13 protein-coding genes are annotated in these 15,168 nt (G+C 75.1%); 6 read left to right on the top strand and 7 right to left on the bottom strand.

Going from position 1 to position 15,168, the window contains the following annotated elements; translation table 11 throughout:
- Positions 1-89 precede the first annotated feature (89 nt).
- The 5 genes from AB0C99_RS15285 to AB0C99_RS15265 form a co-directional block, all read right to left on the bottom strand.
- Complete coding sequence (locus AB0C99_RS15285) at positions 90-839, bottom strand: ABC transporter ATP-binding protein (RefSeq protein WP_362474911.1); 750 nt, start codon at positions 837-839, stop codon at positions 90-92.
- A complete protein-coding gene (locus AB0C99_RS15280) occupies positions 836-3,517 on the bottom strand; it encodes an ATP-binding cassette domain-containing protein (RefSeq protein ID WP_362474908.1) in 2,682 nt (893 codons plus the stop codon). Before AB0C99_RS15280 ends, AB0C99_RS15285 begins: the two co-directional genes overlap by 4 nt.
- A gap of 12 nt (positions 3,518-3,529) precedes the next feature.
- On the bottom strand, positions 3,530-4,798 hold the full coding sequence (locus AB0C99_RS15275) for an ABC transporter substrate-binding protein (protein WP_362474905.1): 1,269 nt from the start codon (positions 4,796-4,798) through the stop codon (positions 3,530-3,532).
- Positions 4,799-4,888: 90 nt separating this feature from the next.
- The gene (locus AB0C99_RS15270; RefSeq protein ID WP_362474902.1) at positions 4,889-6,718 is read right to left on the bottom strand and encodes an AMP-dependent synthetase/ligase; all 1,830 of its coding nucleotides are present in this window, start codon (positions 6,716-6,718) and stop codon (positions 4,889-4,891) included.
- A 357-nt stretch (positions 6,719-7,075) separates the two neighbouring features.
- Positions 7,076-7,954, bottom strand: coding sequence for a LysR substrate-binding domain-containing protein (locus tag AB0C99_RS15265; RefSeq protein WP_362474899.1), 879 nt, complete (start codon positions 7,952-7,954; stop codon positions 7,076-7,078).
- A gap of 103 nt (positions 7,955-8,057) precedes the next feature.
- Between AB0C99_RS15265 and AB0C99_RS15260 the strand changes: the two genes are divergently transcribed.
- Genes AB0C99_RS15260 through AB0C99_RS15250 form a run of 3 tightly spaced genes read left to right on the top strand, consistent with a single transcriptional unit; the run spans position 8,058 to position 10,067 of the window.
- On the top strand, positions 8,058-9,140 hold the full coding sequence (locus AB0C99_RS15260; protein WP_362474896.1) for a bile acid:sodium symporter family protein: 1,083 nt from the start codon (positions 8,058-8,060) through the stop codon (positions 9,138-9,140).
- 25 nt (positions 9,141-9,165) lie between these two features.
- A complete protein-coding gene (locus tag AB0C99_RS15255; RefSeq protein WP_362474893.1) occupies positions 9,166-9,687 on the top strand; it encodes an isochorismatase family protein in 522 nt (173 codons plus the stop codon).
- On the top strand, positions 9,684-10,067 hold the full coding sequence (locus AB0C99_RS15250) for a (2Fe-2S) ferredoxin domain-containing protein (RefSeq protein WP_362474890.1): 384 nt from the start codon (positions 9,684-9,686) through the stop codon (positions 10,065-10,067). Before AB0C99_RS15255 ends, AB0C99_RS15250 begins: the two co-directional genes overlap by 4 nt.
- A 152-nt stretch (positions 10,068-10,219) precedes the next feature.
- Here the strand turns inward: AB0C99_RS15250 and fdhD are convergent, their stop codons facing one another.
- Complete coding sequence (gene fdhD / locus AB0C99_RS15245; protein WP_362474887.1) at positions 10,220-11,059, bottom strand: formate dehydrogenase accessory sulfurtransferase FdhD; 840 nt, start codon at positions 11,057-11,059, stop codon at positions 10,220-10,222.
- A 182-nt stretch (positions 11,060-11,241) separates the two neighbouring features.
- On the opposite strand from fdhD, the gene AB0C99_RS15240 reads away from it, so the two are divergent.
- The 3 genes from AB0C99_RS15240 (at position 11,242) to AB0C99_RS15230 (ending at position 13,709) form a co-directional block, all read left to right on the top strand.
- Positions 11,242-12,186: a beta-ketoacyl-ACP synthase III gene (locus AB0C99_RS15240; protein WP_362474884.1), complete on the top strand. Its 945-nt coding sequence runs from the start codon at positions 11,242-11,244 to the stop codon at positions 12,184-12,186.
- A gap of 149 nt (positions 12,187-12,335) precedes the next feature.
- Entirely contained in the window at positions 12,336-12,917 is a 582-nt protein-coding gene (locus AB0C99_RS15235; protein WP_362474881.1) for a hypothetical protein, read from the top strand.
- Positions 12,918-13,040: 123 nt separating this feature from the next.
- The gene (locus AB0C99_RS15230) at positions 13,041-13,709 is read left to right on the top strand and encodes a class F sortase (RefSeq protein WP_362474879.1); all 669 of its coding nucleotides are present in this window, start codon (positions 13,041-13,043) and stop codon (positions 13,707-13,709) included.
- Positions 13,710-13,811: 102 nt separating this feature from the next.
- Here the strand turns inward: AB0C99_RS15230 and AB0C99_RS15225 are convergent, their stop codons facing one another.
- Positions 13,812-15,089 (bottom strand): DUF2254 domain-containing protein, encoded by a 1,278-nt coding sequence (locus AB0C99_RS15225; protein WP_362475005.1) that lies wholly within the window; start codon positions 15,087-15,089, stop codon positions 13,812-13,814.
- Positions 15,090-15,168 lie beyond the last annotated feature (79 nt).

Raw genomic sequence — 15,168 nt, 5'->3', positions numbered from 1 at the left:
CCGGTGGCGCGCCGCCGGGGTCGCACGTCCGGTGTCGCGTCTCCGGCGTCGCATTTCCGGTGTCAGCTTCAACGATCGGCGCGCCGATCTCATTCCGCCGTGCCGGGGCCCTCTCCGGCCGTCCCCAGATAGGCGGCCCGCACCCGGGGATCCGCCCGCACCCGCTCGGCCGGGCCCTCGGCGAGGACGCGCCCGAGGTCGAGGACGACGACCCGGGCGCACAGCTCCATCACGAAGGAGACGTGGTGCTCCACGAGCAGCACCGCGCACCCCTCCTCCTCGGCCAGGTGCCGCACCACGGCGGCGAGTCGGCCGCGCTCCTCGGCCGACATCCCGGAGGCGGGCTCGTCCAGCAGGAGCAGCCGAGGCGGGTCGGCCAGCGCCCGCGCCAGCTCCGCCATCCGGGCCTGCCCGACCGGCAGCGTGCCCGCGTACGCCCCGGCCAGCGCGTCGAGCCCGCAGGAGCGCAGCACCTCGGCGGCGCGCGAGCGGCGGGCGGACAGCGGGCCCCGGCGCCACTCCTGGGCGACCACCAGGTTGTCCGCCACCGTCAGCTGCCCGAAGAGCTGCTGGCGCTGGAAGGTGCGCCGCACCCCGTGCCGGGCCCGCCACACGGGGGAGCGGCGCGAGATGTCCGTGCCGTCGAGGAGGACCCGGCCGCGGTCCGGGCGGCGGATGCCCGACAGCACGTCGAAGAGGGTGGTCTTGCCCGCCCCGTTGGGGCCGATGAGGCCGCAGATCTCGCCGGGGCGGACGGCGACGGCCACGTCGTCGAGGGCGCGGACCCCGCCGAAGCGGACCCCGATCCCCCGGGCGTCGAGCAGCGCGTTCCCGCTCATGCGCGGGCCCCCATTCCGAGGTAGGCGTCGGCGAGCCGGTCGGCGTCGGCCTCGGCGCGCGGCCCGCACCAGACGATCCGGCCCTCGGCCAGGTAGGCGACGGTGTCCGCGAGGCCGAGCGCCTCGGCGGCCTTCTCCTCGACGAGGAGCAGCGCGGTGCCCCGGGAGCGGAGCTCGGCGAGGAGCTGGAAGACCTCGTCGACGATCCGGGGCGCGAGCCCGAGGGAGGGTTCGTCGGCGACGAGGACGGCGGGCGGGCGCTGGAGCAGCGGGGCGAGGGCCAGCAGTTGCTGCTCGCCGCCGGAGAGCGAGCCGGCGGGCACGGTGCGGCGGGCGGCGAGCCCGGGGAAGCGGGTGTAGACGGCCTCGCGGTCGGCCGCCTCGGGGAGCTGGAGGGCCAGGTTCTCCTCGATGGACAGGCCCGCGAAGATGCCCCGGCCCTCGGGCGCGAGCCGCACCCCGCGCCGGGCGCGGGCGACGGCGGTGTCCCCGCCCGCCTCGGCGCCGTCGATCCGGACGGCGCCGCCCCGGGCCGCGAGGAGGCCCCCGGCGACCCGGCACAGGGTGGACTTCCCGGCGCCGTTGGCCCCGAGCACGGCGACGATCTCGCCGGGGCGCACCAGCAGGTCCACCCCGTGCAGCACGTCCGCGCCGCCGCCGTACCCGGCGTGTACGGCGGTGAGCTCCAGGGCGGCGGGCCGGGGCGGCGGGACCGGGGCGGGGCCGGTCGCGTCGGCCGTCCGCGCGGCGGCGGCCTTCGCCCGGCGGGCGGCCCAGCGGGCGGGGAGGGCCGCCGCGTAGCCGTCGGGGTCGTTGGCGAGGGCGAGCCCGGCGAGGCCGAAGAGCACGACGGGCAGGTGGGCCGACTCGGTCACGTACCCGGCGAGGAGCTGTGGGGCCACCGCGTACACCAGGCCCGCGAGCACCGCGTACTGCGGGCGCCGCACCCCGGCGGCGACCGCCACCGCCAGCCACACCAGGCCCGTCATGGCGGGGAAGTCGGTGGCGGTGACGCGGGTGTTGTACGAGGCGTAGAGCACCCCGCCGAAGCCGGCGAGGGCCGCCGAGACCGTGAACACCAGCAGCTTGGTGCGCACCACCGACACCCCCGAGGCCGCGGCGGCGGCCGGGGCGGAGCGGACCGCGAGCATGGCCCGGCCCCGGCGCGAGTTCCGCAGCCGGGTGAGCCCGGCGACGCCGAGGGCGCTCAGCACCACCAGGGTCACGCCCATCGCCCGGTCGTCGGTCAGGTCGAGCGGCCCGAGGACCGGGCGCGGGATCTCCCAGCCGGTGTCGCCGTTGCGCAGCCACCCGAACTGGAAGAGGACCTGGTCGGCGAGGAAGGCGAGGGCGAGCGTGGCCAGGGCCAGCGACCGCCCGCCGAGGCGCAGCGCGGGCAGCGCCACCACGGCGCCGAGCAGGGCGGCGACCGCCGTGCCCGCGAGCGCGGCGGCGGCGAACGGCCAGCCGCGGCTCATCAGCAGCCCGGCGACGAGCGCCGCCCCGGTGACGAACGTGGCCTGGGCCAGCGACACCATCGCGCCGAGCCCGGTGACGACGGTGAAGGAGAGGAAGACCAGGCCGACGGCCAGGCCCTGGGTGAGGATCCCGCTCCAGAACGGGGTGGTGACGGTGTAGAAGGCCGTGCAGAGCAGCGCCCCGGCCGCCGCCCAGGGCCCCCAGCGGCGCAGCGGGCCCAGGCCCGCGAGCCGGTCGTCGGGCAACGGGTCGGCGGCGGCGGTGCCGGCGGCCCGCTCCCGCCGGGCCAGCAGCACCAGTCCGGCGAACAGGATCAGGAACGGCACCGCGGTGCGGAAGCCGGTGAGGCCCTCGGCGAAGCTCGCGTACCCGGCCACCAGGTTCTGCACCACGCCCAGCGCGAGCCCGCCCGCGAAGGCGAGCGGCACGGAGGCGAAGCGGCCGAGGACCGCCGCGGTCGCCGAGACGAAGAGGAAGAGGGTGTAGTCGTGCGCGGAGAGCCCGAGCAGCGGGGTGGCGAGCACCCCGGCGAGCCCGGCGAGGCCGGAGGAGAGCATCCAGGCGACGGAGGAGAGCCGGTCGGCGTCCACGCCCCGCAGCTCGGCGAGTGAGCGGTTGTCGACGGCGGCGCGCAGCCGCAGCCCGAGCCGGGTGCGGCGCAGCAGCACCCACAGTCCGGCCGCGACCGCCGCCGTCACCAGCCAGGTGATCAGCTGGTCGGAGTCGACGCCGACCCCGTCGACGCCGAGGCCCGCGAAGGGCTGCCAGGAGACGGCCGGGCTGGGCCCGACGCCGGGCAGCCCGAACTGGTTCTCGGCGGGCAGGACCGGTGCCCCGGCCCGCTCCAGCAGCTCCACCGCACACAGCCCGGCGGCCGGGAGCGCGACCAGCAGGCCGATGGTCGCCGTGATCTGCGCGGTCTCGCCGACGGTGGCCAGCTTGCGGAACATCAGCCGGTCGAGCGCCCAGCCGAGCGCGGGCGCGGCACCGAGGACGAGCAGCAGGGCGGTGGGCACGGCGGGCCAGCCGAAGCCGGAGTGGAGCTCGTAGAAGGCGAGCGCGCACAGGTAGGCGGTGGCGCCGTGCGCGAAGTTGAAGAGGCCGGAGGCGGCGGAGGAGAGCACGAGGCCGGTCGCGAGCAGCGCGTACAGCGCCCCGGAGACCAGCCCGCTCAGCACGAAGCCCAGGAGGTCGCCCACGTGACGGCGCCCCTAGCCGAAGGGGATCGGCGGGTAGCAGCGGAAGGGCACGGCCACCTCGTAGCGCCCGTTGGTGAGGCGCACGAGCGCGCCGCAGCCGAAGCTCTCCTTCTGTCCCTTGGGCTCGGCGCGGTCGCCGACGAGAGTGCCGGTGTCGGAGAAGCCGGCCGCGGCCTTCTGGAAGGTCTCGACGCTGAGGTCCTCGCCCGCCTTGGCGGCGATGGCGAGGAAGAGGTCGGCGCTCATGTAGCCGGTGAGCATGTGCATGTTGAGCGGTACGTCCTTGCCGCCCGCCGCCTGCCGGATGTCCGCCTTGAAGCGGCTCATCGCGGGGCTGTCGGACTCGAAGGGCTGGAACTGCAGCAGCACGAGGACCCCGTCCAGGGCCTGTCGGGTGGCGTCCTTGGCGAGCAGCCCCGGGTCGTAGTCGGTCGGATCGGTGAGCAGGCCCTTGTAGCCGGCCCGCTTGAGCGCGGTGAACAGGCCGATGTTGTACGGGGTCTGCATCACCGACACCACCGCGTCGGGCGCCCGCCCGCCGGGTCCGGAGCGCAGGATCTCCTTGGTGTACGCGGACCAGTCGCTCGGCAGCGAGGTGGCGGGCACGGACGCCTTGGCGTACGCGAGGGTGAAGCCGGCCGCCGTGAAGCCCTGGGTGAAGGTGCGGATGCCGAAGCGTCCGGCGTCGCTGTCCCCGCCGATCAGGGCGACCGAGCGGCCCTTGGCGCCGCCGAGGACCTGGGCGAGGCCCTCGGGCCAGGTCTGGTTGAGGGTGCCGCCGGGGGTGGGGACGAGGCAGCCGTTGAAGCCGTAGATGTGCTTCGGGCCGCAGAAGGAGGGCAGGGTGCCCCAGCCGACGGTGGGGACGGCCTGGTCGTCGAGGAAGCCGGCCCCGGCGAAGGTCACCGAGCTCATCGGCGCGACCGCGAACACCTTCTCCGACTGGACCAGCTTGCGGGCGGCGGCGAGGTTGCGGGCCGGGTCCTGGCCGTCGTCCTCGGCGCCCAGGTAGTCGATCCGGCGCCCGTTGACCCCGCCCTCGGCGTTGGCGCGGGCGTAGCGGGCGCGGGCGCCGAGGTCGGTGTCCTTCTTGGAGTAGCCGCTGGCGCTGGTCATGGAGACGATCCCGCCGACCTTGATCGAGTCGGCGGTCACTCCGCGTACGGTCCCCTTGGTGTCCCCGGGCTTCGCCGGATCGCCGCCGGTGGAGGCGGAGTTGCAGGCGGTGGCCAGGAGCAGGGCCGCCACCGCGGTGGCGAGGGTGCGGATCCTTCTGGGCACGGTCGGTCATCCCTCCGTCGGGTGACCGCATTCTGTGAGCGACCTGATGAACCGTCAATAACTGATACATCGTCAATTACGTGCCGCTGCTCAGCCGTAGAGCGCCTCGACCTCCACCGCGTACGCCTTCTCGATCGCCTTGCGCTTCAGCTTCAGCGAAGGGGTGAGCAGCCCGTGCTCCTCGCTGAACGGATGGGCCAGGATGCGGAAGGTGCGGATCGACTCCGCCTGCGAGACCGCCGTGTTCGCCGTCACCACCGCGCGCCGGATCTCCGCCTCCAGGACCGGGTCGTGCACCAGCTCGGCCGCCGGCAGCGGCGCCCGGTTCCGCATCGCGAGCCAGTGGTCCACCGCCTCCTGGTCCAGGGTCACCAGGGCCGCGATGTACGGGCGGTCGTTGCCGACGACGATGCACTGGGCCACCAGCGGATGGTTGCGCACCCGCTCCTCCAGGCCGCAGGGGGAGACGCTCTTGCCGCCCGAGGTCACCAGGATCTCCTTCTTCCGCCCGGTGATCGTCAGATAGCCGTCCTCGTCCAGGACGCCGAGGTCGCCGGTGGCCAGCCAGCCGTCGTTGAGGACCGCGGCCGTCGCGCGCGGGTCGTTGAGATAGCCGGAGAAGACCTGCCCGCCGTGCAGCCAGACCTCGCCGTCCTCCGCGATGTGCACCGTCGTCCCCGGCACCGGCTGCCCCACCGTGCCGTACTTGGTGCGCTCCGGGGGGTTCGCCGTCGCCGCCGCCGACGACTCCGTCAGGCCGTACCCCTCGAAGACCGTGACACCCGCGCCCTCGAAGAACAGCCCCAGCCGCCGGTCCATGGCCGAGCCGCCCGACATCGCGTGCCGCATCCGCCCGCCGAGGGCCTCGCGGACCTTCCCGTACACGGTCTTCTCGAAGAACTGGTGCTGCACCCGCAGCGCCGCCGAAGGGCCCGGACCGATGCCGAAGGCCCGGTGCTCCAGCGCCTCCGCGTAGCGGACCGCGACATCCACCGCCTTGTCGAACGGGCCCCGCCTCCCCTCCGTCTCGGCTCGCCGCCGGGCGGCCCGGAAGACCTTCTCGAACACGTACGGCACCGCCAGCACGAAGCTCGGCCGGAACGCGGCCAGGTCCGGCAGCAGCTCCGCCGCGCCCATCACCGGCTGGTGGCCCAGCTTCACCCCGCCCCGCACCGCCGCCACCTCCACCATCCGCCCGAAGACGTGCGCCAGCGGCAGGAAGAGCAGCGTCGAGGCGGCGTCCCCCGGGCGGGAGCGGAAGACCGGCTCCCAGCGCCCGGTCAGCATGTCCGCCTCGAACATGAAGTTGGCGTGGGTGATCACACAGCCCTTGGGGCGGCCGGTCGTCCCCGAGGTGTAGATGACGGTCGCCACCGAGTCCGGCGTCACCGCCCGCCGGTGCCGGTGCACCACGTCCTCGTCGATGTCGGCGCCCGCCTCGACCAGCTCCGCCACCGCGCCCCGGCCCGCGTCGAGCTGCCACAGGCGCCGCAGTCGGGGCAGCCGGTCGATCACCGAGCCGACGGTCATCGCGTGGTCCTCGTGCTCCACCACGCAGGCCGTCACCTCGGCGTCGTGCAGCATCCACAGGACCTGCTCGGCGGAGGAGGTCGGATACACCGGGACCGGCTGCGCGCCCAGCGTCCACAGCGCGAAGTCGAAGAGCGTCCACTCGTACCGGGTCCGCGACATGATCGCGACCCGGTCGCCGAACCGCACCCCGTGCGCGATCAGCCCCTTCGCCAGGGCCAGCACCTCGTCCCGGAAGCCGGCGGCGGTCACATCCCGCCACGTCCCCTCCGCGTCCTTGCGGCCGAGGGCGACCCGGTCCGGCTCCCGCTCGGCGTGATCGAACACGGCGTCCGCCAGACCGCCGACCTGAGGCGCCGCTTCGACGGGCGGCACGGTGAACTCGCGCACTGACCTGCTCCTCGCCCGCTCGGTGTAGCGATCCGTACGGCGCCGGTGACGGTACCCCAAGGGGCGTACGGGCGGGAGGGCCTTCACCAAGCCGCGACCTTGACCGTATCCACAGGTCAGGCCCGGAAAACCGGGCAAGTGGAGGGAGCCGGGGCCCCGTTGTGTGACCGGCGGTAAGCCGGGGCGGCCGGAATCTCCACGGAATCTGTACGGAGCGCGCACCGACCATCCCGGGGACCGGACGCGCAAGAGGGGTCTCGGCCGTTCTGACGGGCGACGGCGACCCCGCTCGCAAGGCGCCCCGCGCACCCCCGCCCGGCATCCCGCCCGGCCCCGCGCGCACCCCCGTCCCGCGCCTCAGCGGGGCCGGTGGAGCCGGTCGCCGCCCGCCAGGATCGCCGCCGCCAGCGCGTCCGCCGCGTCCTGCGCCGTACCGCCCCGGGCCCCCTTCAGCAGCACGAAGTCCACCGCGCCCAGCTCCGGCAGGCCCGCGCGGGCCGGGACCTCCGTCAGCCCCGGCGGGACCAGGCCCCGGGTGTGGGCCATCACCCCGAGCCCGGCGCGGGCCGCCGCCACGTTCGCGCTCAGGCTGCTGCTGGTGCACGCGATCCGCCACGGCCGCCCCTGCTCCCGCAGCGCCTCCAGGGCGCGGGCCCGGGTGATCCCCGGCGGCGGGAAGACGATCAGCGGCACCGGGCGCTCCGGATCCAGCCGCAGCCGAGGCGAGCCGATCCACACCAGCACGTCCTGCCAGACCAGCTCCCCGCCGGTCTCGTCGCCGCGCCGCTTGGCCAGGATCAGATCCAGCCGCCCGGCCGCCAGCCGCGCCTGGAGCGTCCCCGACAGCTCCACCGTCAGCTCCAGATCGACCTCCGGGTGCTCGCGCCGGAAGCCCTCCAGGATCTCCGGCAACCGGGTCGTCACGAAGTCCTCCGAGGCCCCGAAGCGCAGCCGCCCGCGCAGCCGCGTCCCGGTGAAGAAGGCCGCCGCCCGCTCGTGCGCCTCCAGGATCGCCCGCGCGAAGCCGAGCATCGCCTCGCCGTCCTCGGTCAGCTCCACGCCGTGGGTGTCCCGCAGGAACAGGGGCCGCCCGGTCGCCTCCTCCAGCCGCCGCACATGCTGGCTCACGGTCGACTGGCGCACCCCGAGCCGCCGCGCCGCCTGCGTGAAGCTGAGGGTCTGCGCCACCGCGAGGAAGGTGCGCAGCTGGGCCGGCTCGTACACGGTGGCGGTCACGCCCCGACCGTACCGCGACCGGCGCCGGTCATCACGTTTCGTGATGACAGTCAGTGTGCTGTACGGGATTCCCGATCGGCGGGGCGTCCCCCAGGATGGAGGGATGAGCTCCCGCCCGGCCCGCACCGCCCGCACCCCCCGCAGACCCCTGCTGCCGTCCTGGCTGCCGGTCGACCCGTACATACTGGCGCTACTCGGCACCGTCGGCCTGGCCGCCCTGCTGCCCGCCTCCGGGACGGCCGCGACGGTGGCGGACGGCACCGCGAAGGGGGCCGTCGCGCTGCTCTTCTTCCTCTACGGCGCGCGCCTGTCCACCCGCGAGGCGCTCGACGGGCTCAAGCACTGGCGGCTCCACGTCACCGTCCTGGCCTGCACCTTCGTCCTCTTCCCGCTGCTCGGGCTCGCCGCGCGCGGCCTGGTCCCGACCGTGCTCACCCCCTCCCTCTACGGCGGCCTGCTCTTCCTCTGCCTGGTGCCCTCCACCATCCAGTCCTCGATCGCCTTCACCTCGATCGCGCGCGGCAACGTGCCCGCCGCGATCTGCGCGGGCTCCTTCTCCTCGCTCGCCGGGATCGTGCTCACCCCGCTGCTCGCCGCCGCCCTCCTCGGCAACGGCGCCGGCGGGTTCTCGGCGGACTCCCTGGTCAAGATCGTGCTCCAGCTCCTCGTGCCCTTCCTCGCCGGGCAGCTGCTGCGCCGCTGGGTCGGCGGCTTCCTCACCCGGCACAAGAAGGTGCTCGGCTACGTCGACCGGGGCTCGATCCTCCTCGTCGTCTACACGGCGTTCAGCGCCGGCATGACCCAGGGCGTCTGGCAGCTCGTCACCCCCGCCCGGCTCGCCGCGCTGGTCGCCGTGGAGGCCGTGCTGCTCGCCGCGATGCTGGCGCTGAGCTGGTACGGGGCGAAGCGCCTCGGCTTCGGCCGGGCGGACCGGATCGCGATCCAGTTCGCCGGCTCCAAGAAGAGCCTGGCCGCCGGACTCCCCATGGCCAGCGTCCTGTTCGGCGCCCAGGCGTCCCTGGCGGTGCTGCCCCTGATGCTCTTCCACCAGATGCAGCTCATGGTCTGCGCCGTCATCGCCAAGCGCCGCTCGCGCGACCCGGAGGAGCCCGCCGGGGCCCGGGGCCGGGCCGCCGCGGACACCGCCCCCGTTGGCGGGATCACATCCCCGGCCGTCCCGCGGTGATCATCGGGGCCGCTACGGTGCTCCCATGCCCGCACTCGATCCCGGCCGCAGCGCGCTCGTCCTCGTCGACCTGATGGAACGCATCGTCGCGCTGCCCCTCGCCCCCCGCTCCGGCACCGACGTCCTGGCCGCCGCCGACCGCCTGGCCCACGCCTTCCGCGCGGCCGGCGCACCCGTGGTCCACCTCCGGGTCGAACGCCCGGGCGTCGAGTTCCAGCCACCCGGCAGCGAGCTCGTCCCCGCCCTCGTCCACGACGGCGACACCGTCGTCGTCAAGCGCACCATCGGCGGCTTCCAGGGCACCGGCCTGCACGAGGTGCTCGGCGGACACGGCGTCTCCACCCTCGTCTTCGGCGGCATCGCCACCAACCTCGGCGTCGAGTCCACCGCCCGCGCCGCCGCCGACCTCGGCTACGAACTCGTCTTCGCCGAGGACGCCATGACCGCCCTCACCGCCGACGAGCACCACGCCTCCGTCCGGCTCGACTTCCCCCGCCTGGGCACGGTCGCCCCCGCCGCCGCCATCACCCTGGACGGCCCGGCATGACCCGGGTGCCGATACGGTACGGGGCCCGCCCCTGCTCGCTCGTCGTCTGCCGAGGCTGCTGCTGCGGCGACCCCCGCAAGAACCCCGGCATGGACCACACGGGCCAGCTCGCCCGGCTCCGCGAGGCCGCCGCGGCCTCCGGCGGCCGGCTCCTCGTCCGCACCAGCGACTGCCTCGGCCCCTGCGCCCAGGCCGACGTCCTCGTCGTCCAGCCCTCCACCGAGGGCCGCCGCCGCGGCGGCCGGGCCGCCTGGATCGGCTGGAGCGCCGACCAGGACTGCCTCGACGAGATACTCGCCTGGACGGCGGCCGGCGGCCCCGGAGTCGTCCCGCCCCCGGCCACCCTCGCCCTCCAGATGATCGACCCGCCGAAGAACTAGGGCCTGGCTGACGATTCGCGTCGGACCGGGCCGGGCGGGCCGGACCCGTCGGACCGGCCCAGGGGCGTGTCCCTCCAGTCGCGGCCCGGCCCCGGCCCGCCGATGCCGCTCCCGGCGGGCCGGACCCGCGGCGGAATGCCGGACGGCGCCCCCTACGGCACCCGCTCCAGCGCGATCCGGTGCTCGCCCGCGTACACGTTCATGTCCGGCCCGCGCAGGAAGCCCACCAGCGTCAGCCCCGACTCCGCCGCCAGGTCCACCGCGAGCGACGACGGCGCCGAGACCGCCGCCAGCACCGGCACCCCCGCCATCACCGCCTTCTGCGCCAGCTCGAACGAGGCCCGCCCCGACACCAGCAGCACCGCCCGCGACAGCGGCAGCAGCCCCTCGCGCAGCGCCCGGCCCACCAGCTTGTCCACCGCGTTGTGCCGGCCCACGTCCTCCCGTACGTCCAGCAGTTCGCCGTCCTCCGAGAACAGCGCCGCCGCGTGCAGCCCCCCGGTCCGGTCGAAGACCCGCTGCGCCGCCCGCAGCCGCTCCGGCAGGACGGACAGCAGCGTGGGTGTCAGCCGCACCGGCGGCGCGTCCGCGATCGGGAAGCGGGCCGTGGTGCGCACCGCGTCCAGGCTCGCCTTGCCGCACAGCCCGCACGACGAGGTCGTGTAGACGTTCCGCTCCAGCGAGATGTCCGGGACCGGCACACCCGGCGCGAGCTGCACGTCCACCACGTTGTACGTGTTCGAGCCGTCGTCCTTCGCCCCCGCGCAGTACACGATGTTCCGCACGTCCCCGGCCGCCGCCAGCACCCCCTCGCTGACCAGGAAGCCCGCCGCCAGCGCGAAGTCGTCGCCCGGCGTGCGCATGGTGATCGCGATCGGCCGCCCGTTCAGCCGGATCTCCAGCGGCTCCTCCGCCACCAGGGTGTCCGGGCGCTCGTTCACCGCCCCGCCCCGGATGCGCACGACCCGCCGTCGCTCGGTGACCCGTCCCATTGGCTGCACTCGATTCCGTCCGCGCGATGACCCCCCGGGGCCCGACCGTCCCATTCTCCTCTTGTCACGGTCGTACAGGCACTTCGGGTGAATCTTGGTGGTTTACGTGACCTGTTACCCATCAGTCGCTCACGAGACTGGGGGGTCCTGCCGACGAACGAACCACCGAGGGGGTCCCGGGCATGACGGGCACTCGAATCGCCGCGCTCGGGCACTACCAGCCCGCCAAGGTGCTCACCAACGACGACCTGGCCGCTCTCGTCGAGACGAGCGACGACTGGATCACCAGCCGGGTCGGCATCCGCACCCGGCACATCGCCGGACCCGAGGAACCGGTCGACGAACTCGCCGCGCACGCCGGAGGCAAGGCGCTCGCCTCCGCCGGCCTGACCGCCGCCGACATCGACCTGGTCCTGGTCGCCACCTCCACCGCCATCGACCGCTCGCCGAACACCGCCGCCCGCGTGGCCGCCCGGCTCGGCATGGCCTCGCCCGCCACCATGGACCTCAACGTGGTCTGCGCCGGCTTCACCCACGCGCTCGCCACCGCCGACCACGCCGTCCGCGCCGGCGCCGCCCGCCGCGCCCTGGTCATCGGCGCCGACAAGATGACCGACGTCACCGACTGGACCGACCGCACCACCTGCGTCCTCGTCGGCGACGGGGCCGGCGCCGCGATCGTCGAGGCCACCGAGACCGACACCGGCGCCATCGGCCCCGTGCTGTGGGGCTCGGTCCCCGAGATGGGCCACGCCGTCCGCATCGAGGGCACCCCGCCGCGCTTCGCCCAGGAGGGCCAGTCCGTCTACCGCTGGGCCACCCAGCAGCTCCCCGCCCTCGCCCGCAAGGCGTGCGAACGCTCGGGCGTCGCCCCCGAGGAGCTGGCCGGGGTGGTCCTCCACCAGGCCAACCTGCGGATCGTCGAGCCGCTCGCCGCGAAGATCGGCGCCGTCAACGCGATCGTCGCCCGCGACGTCGTCGACTCCGGCAACACCTCCGCCGCCTCCGTGCCGCTCGCCCTGTCCAAGCTCGTCGAACGCGGCGAACTCTCCTCCGGCGCCCCCGTCCTGCTCTTCGGCTTCGGCGGCAACCTCTCCTACGCCGGACAGGTCGTCCGGATCCCCTGAGGCGCGGGCGCGCGCCCCGGTGCCCCGTTCGGCGGAGCCCGGTGGCGGGACACCGGGCGCGCGCCTAGCTTCGATCGCGGCGAGGGTCTTTCGACGGCCCGTCCGCGGAGACCTCCGCGACCGCCCCTCGCGTGATCTGGAGGACCGCCATGCGTGCGATACGCGCCGCCGCCGCAGCCCTGCTCGCCGGCCCGCTCGCCACGGCCGTCCTCGTTCTCGGCGCGCCCGCGGCCTTGGCGGAGGACGGCGGCGGCCCCAAGGACGGCACGGACGGCACGGGGCACGGCATCACCTCCTTCGGCTTCTCCGTCACGCCCGAGACCGTCGCCCCCGGCGGCACCGTCACCCTCAAGGCCGACGGCTGCCAGGTGCCCACCGTGACCGTCGAGTCCGGGATCTTCGACACGGTCACCCTCACCGAGGGCCGCGAGGGCACCGCCACCGTCGACGTCGACGCCAAGGCGGGCGCCCGGTACGAGATCGCCTTCGACTGCAAGGGCGAACGCGGCACCGCCCCGCTCACCGTCTCCGGCGGCGGGGCCCACGAGGGCGGCCACGACGGCGGCACGACCGGCGCCCACAAGGGCGTCAAGGCGGGCTTCGGCACCGCCGCGGCCGCCGAGGACTCCGGCGGCATCGGCGTCGCCGAGGCGGTCACCGGCGGCGTCCTCATCGTCGGCGCGCTCGCCGCCGCCGTGGTGCTGGCCCGGCGCGGCGGCTCCGGGACCTGAACCGGCCCCCGGGGCAACCGAAACGGCCCCTTCGCCCCGGAGTGACGAGGTCCGGGGCGAGGGGGCGCCAGCCCATGGCGGGCACGGACACCAGCGGACACCAGGAGAGGGCGAGGCGGCACGGTGCACGGCTCGAACGGACCGGGACGGCCCGGCGCCTGGGGCGTCGTCGCCGTCGTCCTCCTCGTCGGCGTGCACCTGCTGCGCGGCGGCACCGACGCGCTGCGCGCCGAGGGACCCCCGCTGCCCCCGGCCGCCGCCGCGCCCGGCACCGCCGCGGCGGCCGTCCCCGCGGTCCCGGCGGCGGCCCCGGGACCGCTGCCCGCCGCCCGGCCCGTACGGGTGCGGGTGCCGTCCGTCCGCGTCGACGCGCCGCTCGCGGCCGTGGGCCTGGACACAGAGGGCTGGATCGACGCCCCGCCGCCGGACCGGCCCGCCCTCGCCGGCTGGTTCACCGGCGCCGTCACCCCCGGCGAGCGGGGCACCGCCGTCCTGGTCGGACACGTCGACACTCCGGAGGGCCGCGGGGTCTTCCACGACCTCGGCGCGCTCACGCGGGACCGGCGCGTCGAGATCGTCCGCGCCGACGGGCGCACCGCCGTCTTCACCGTGTACGGCGTCGAGCTCGTCCCCAAGGACGGCTTCCCCGCCGCACGGGTCTACGGCTCCACCGGCCGCCCCGAACTCCGCCTGATCACCTGCGGCGGACGCTACGCGCGGGACACCGGCTACACCGGCAACGTGGTGGTCTCCGCCCGGCTCGCCGAGGTCCGGGCCGCCCCGCCGACCTGACGGACTCCGGGCCGGGAGTGGACCGGGACCGGGGGTGGTGGCGGAAGGTGAGTCCGGGAGCAGGCGCCGGGGGGCGTCGGGCCCCCGCGGTCACCGCACCGCTCAGCCGATGCCCTGACGGTCCGGCTCCAGCGCGAAGGACCGGTCGGCCGCCTCCGGCACCGTGCGCTCCACCAGCCGGACCAGGAGCGTGCGGTGCCGCAGCAGCGGAGCCGCCCGCTCCGGCGGGACCCGCGCCAGCAGGTCGTCGAGCCCGGCGAGCATCCGCCGGGAGACCTGCGGGCTGTCCGCCGCGCAGCCGCGGATCTCGGCGAAACCCAGGTCCACCAGGTCCGTCCAGTCCGGCCCGTCCTGCACGAACCGCACCGTCCCGCCGCCGCGCCGCCGGTCCCGGTACTCCACCGCGCCCAGCGGCCGGTGCGCGAGGGCGGCCAGGAACTGCGTGATCCGGTCCAGGCACTGCACCGCCGTCGTCGGGTCGTTCACGGCGGGGGAGAGGGCCCGCAGCGCGATGTCGGAGAGCTGCCGCAGCCCGAAGCCCAGGTCCTGGTGGAAGGTCCGCTCGATGCCCACCGACACCGCGCCCGCCACCCGGCGCGGCACCGTGCCGCCGTGCACGGCCAGGATCGGCGTGCCCGGCACCACGAAGTCGCCGATCCTCGGCAGCAGCCGCAGCACCACCCCGTGCCGCCGGGCCGCCGCGACGAGCAGGGCCACGTTCACGTCGCGCAGCACCCCGGCCTTGCCCCGGTGCACCAGCTCGTCGGTGGCCGGGCCGAGCCCCCCGGCCCCCGCCGCGTGCTCCGGGGTCTTCTCCAGCACCCGGAACGCCTCCCAGGTGATCCGGTCCACCACGTGGCCCACCCGCATCAGGCGCAGCGTGGAGTTCACGTACGCCACGAAGAGCAGCAGGCTCAGCGCGACCATCACCAGCGTGAGGATCGACTGCACCAGCGGCACCGTCTGCACCAGCCGCGGGTCGGTCTCGCTCTCGTACGAGGTCAGCACCAGCAGCGACAGCAGGAAGGTGGCGAGGAAGACGGAGAAGGTGGCCTTGGTGATCCGGCTGCGGATGAAGATCCGCACGATCCGGGGGCTGAACTGCCCGCTCGCCATCTGCACGGCGACCAGCGAGATCGAGAAGACCACACCGATGAACGTCATCATCGCCGAGCTGATCGTCGTCACGATCGTCTTCGCGTCGTCGGCGATCCCCACCAGGTCGCCGACCGCCTCGTACTCCCCGGCGTCCTGGAGCGCCTCCACGATCGCGGTGTCCAGGGCGGAGCAGCCCCACCACAGCAGCGTGATCAGCACCATCGAGGCGACGGGCGCGAACCAGAAGGTGTCCCGCAGGTGCTCGCGCAGCGGGGACAGCATCCGGGGCCTGCGGTACGGGACGGACGGCGCATGAGGATCCACCCGGCGCAGGGTAGGCGCCGCCGTCCCCTAGGGTGCG

It is taken from the genome of Streptomyces sp. NPDC048659 (assembly GCF_040650575.1).
Taxonomy (GTDB): Bacteria; Actinomycetota; Actinomycetes; order Streptomycetales; family Streptomycetaceae; genus Streptomyces.
The sequence above is the reverse complement of the archived record's forward strand: the minus strand, read 5'-3'. Positions and strand labels throughout refer to the sequence as shown.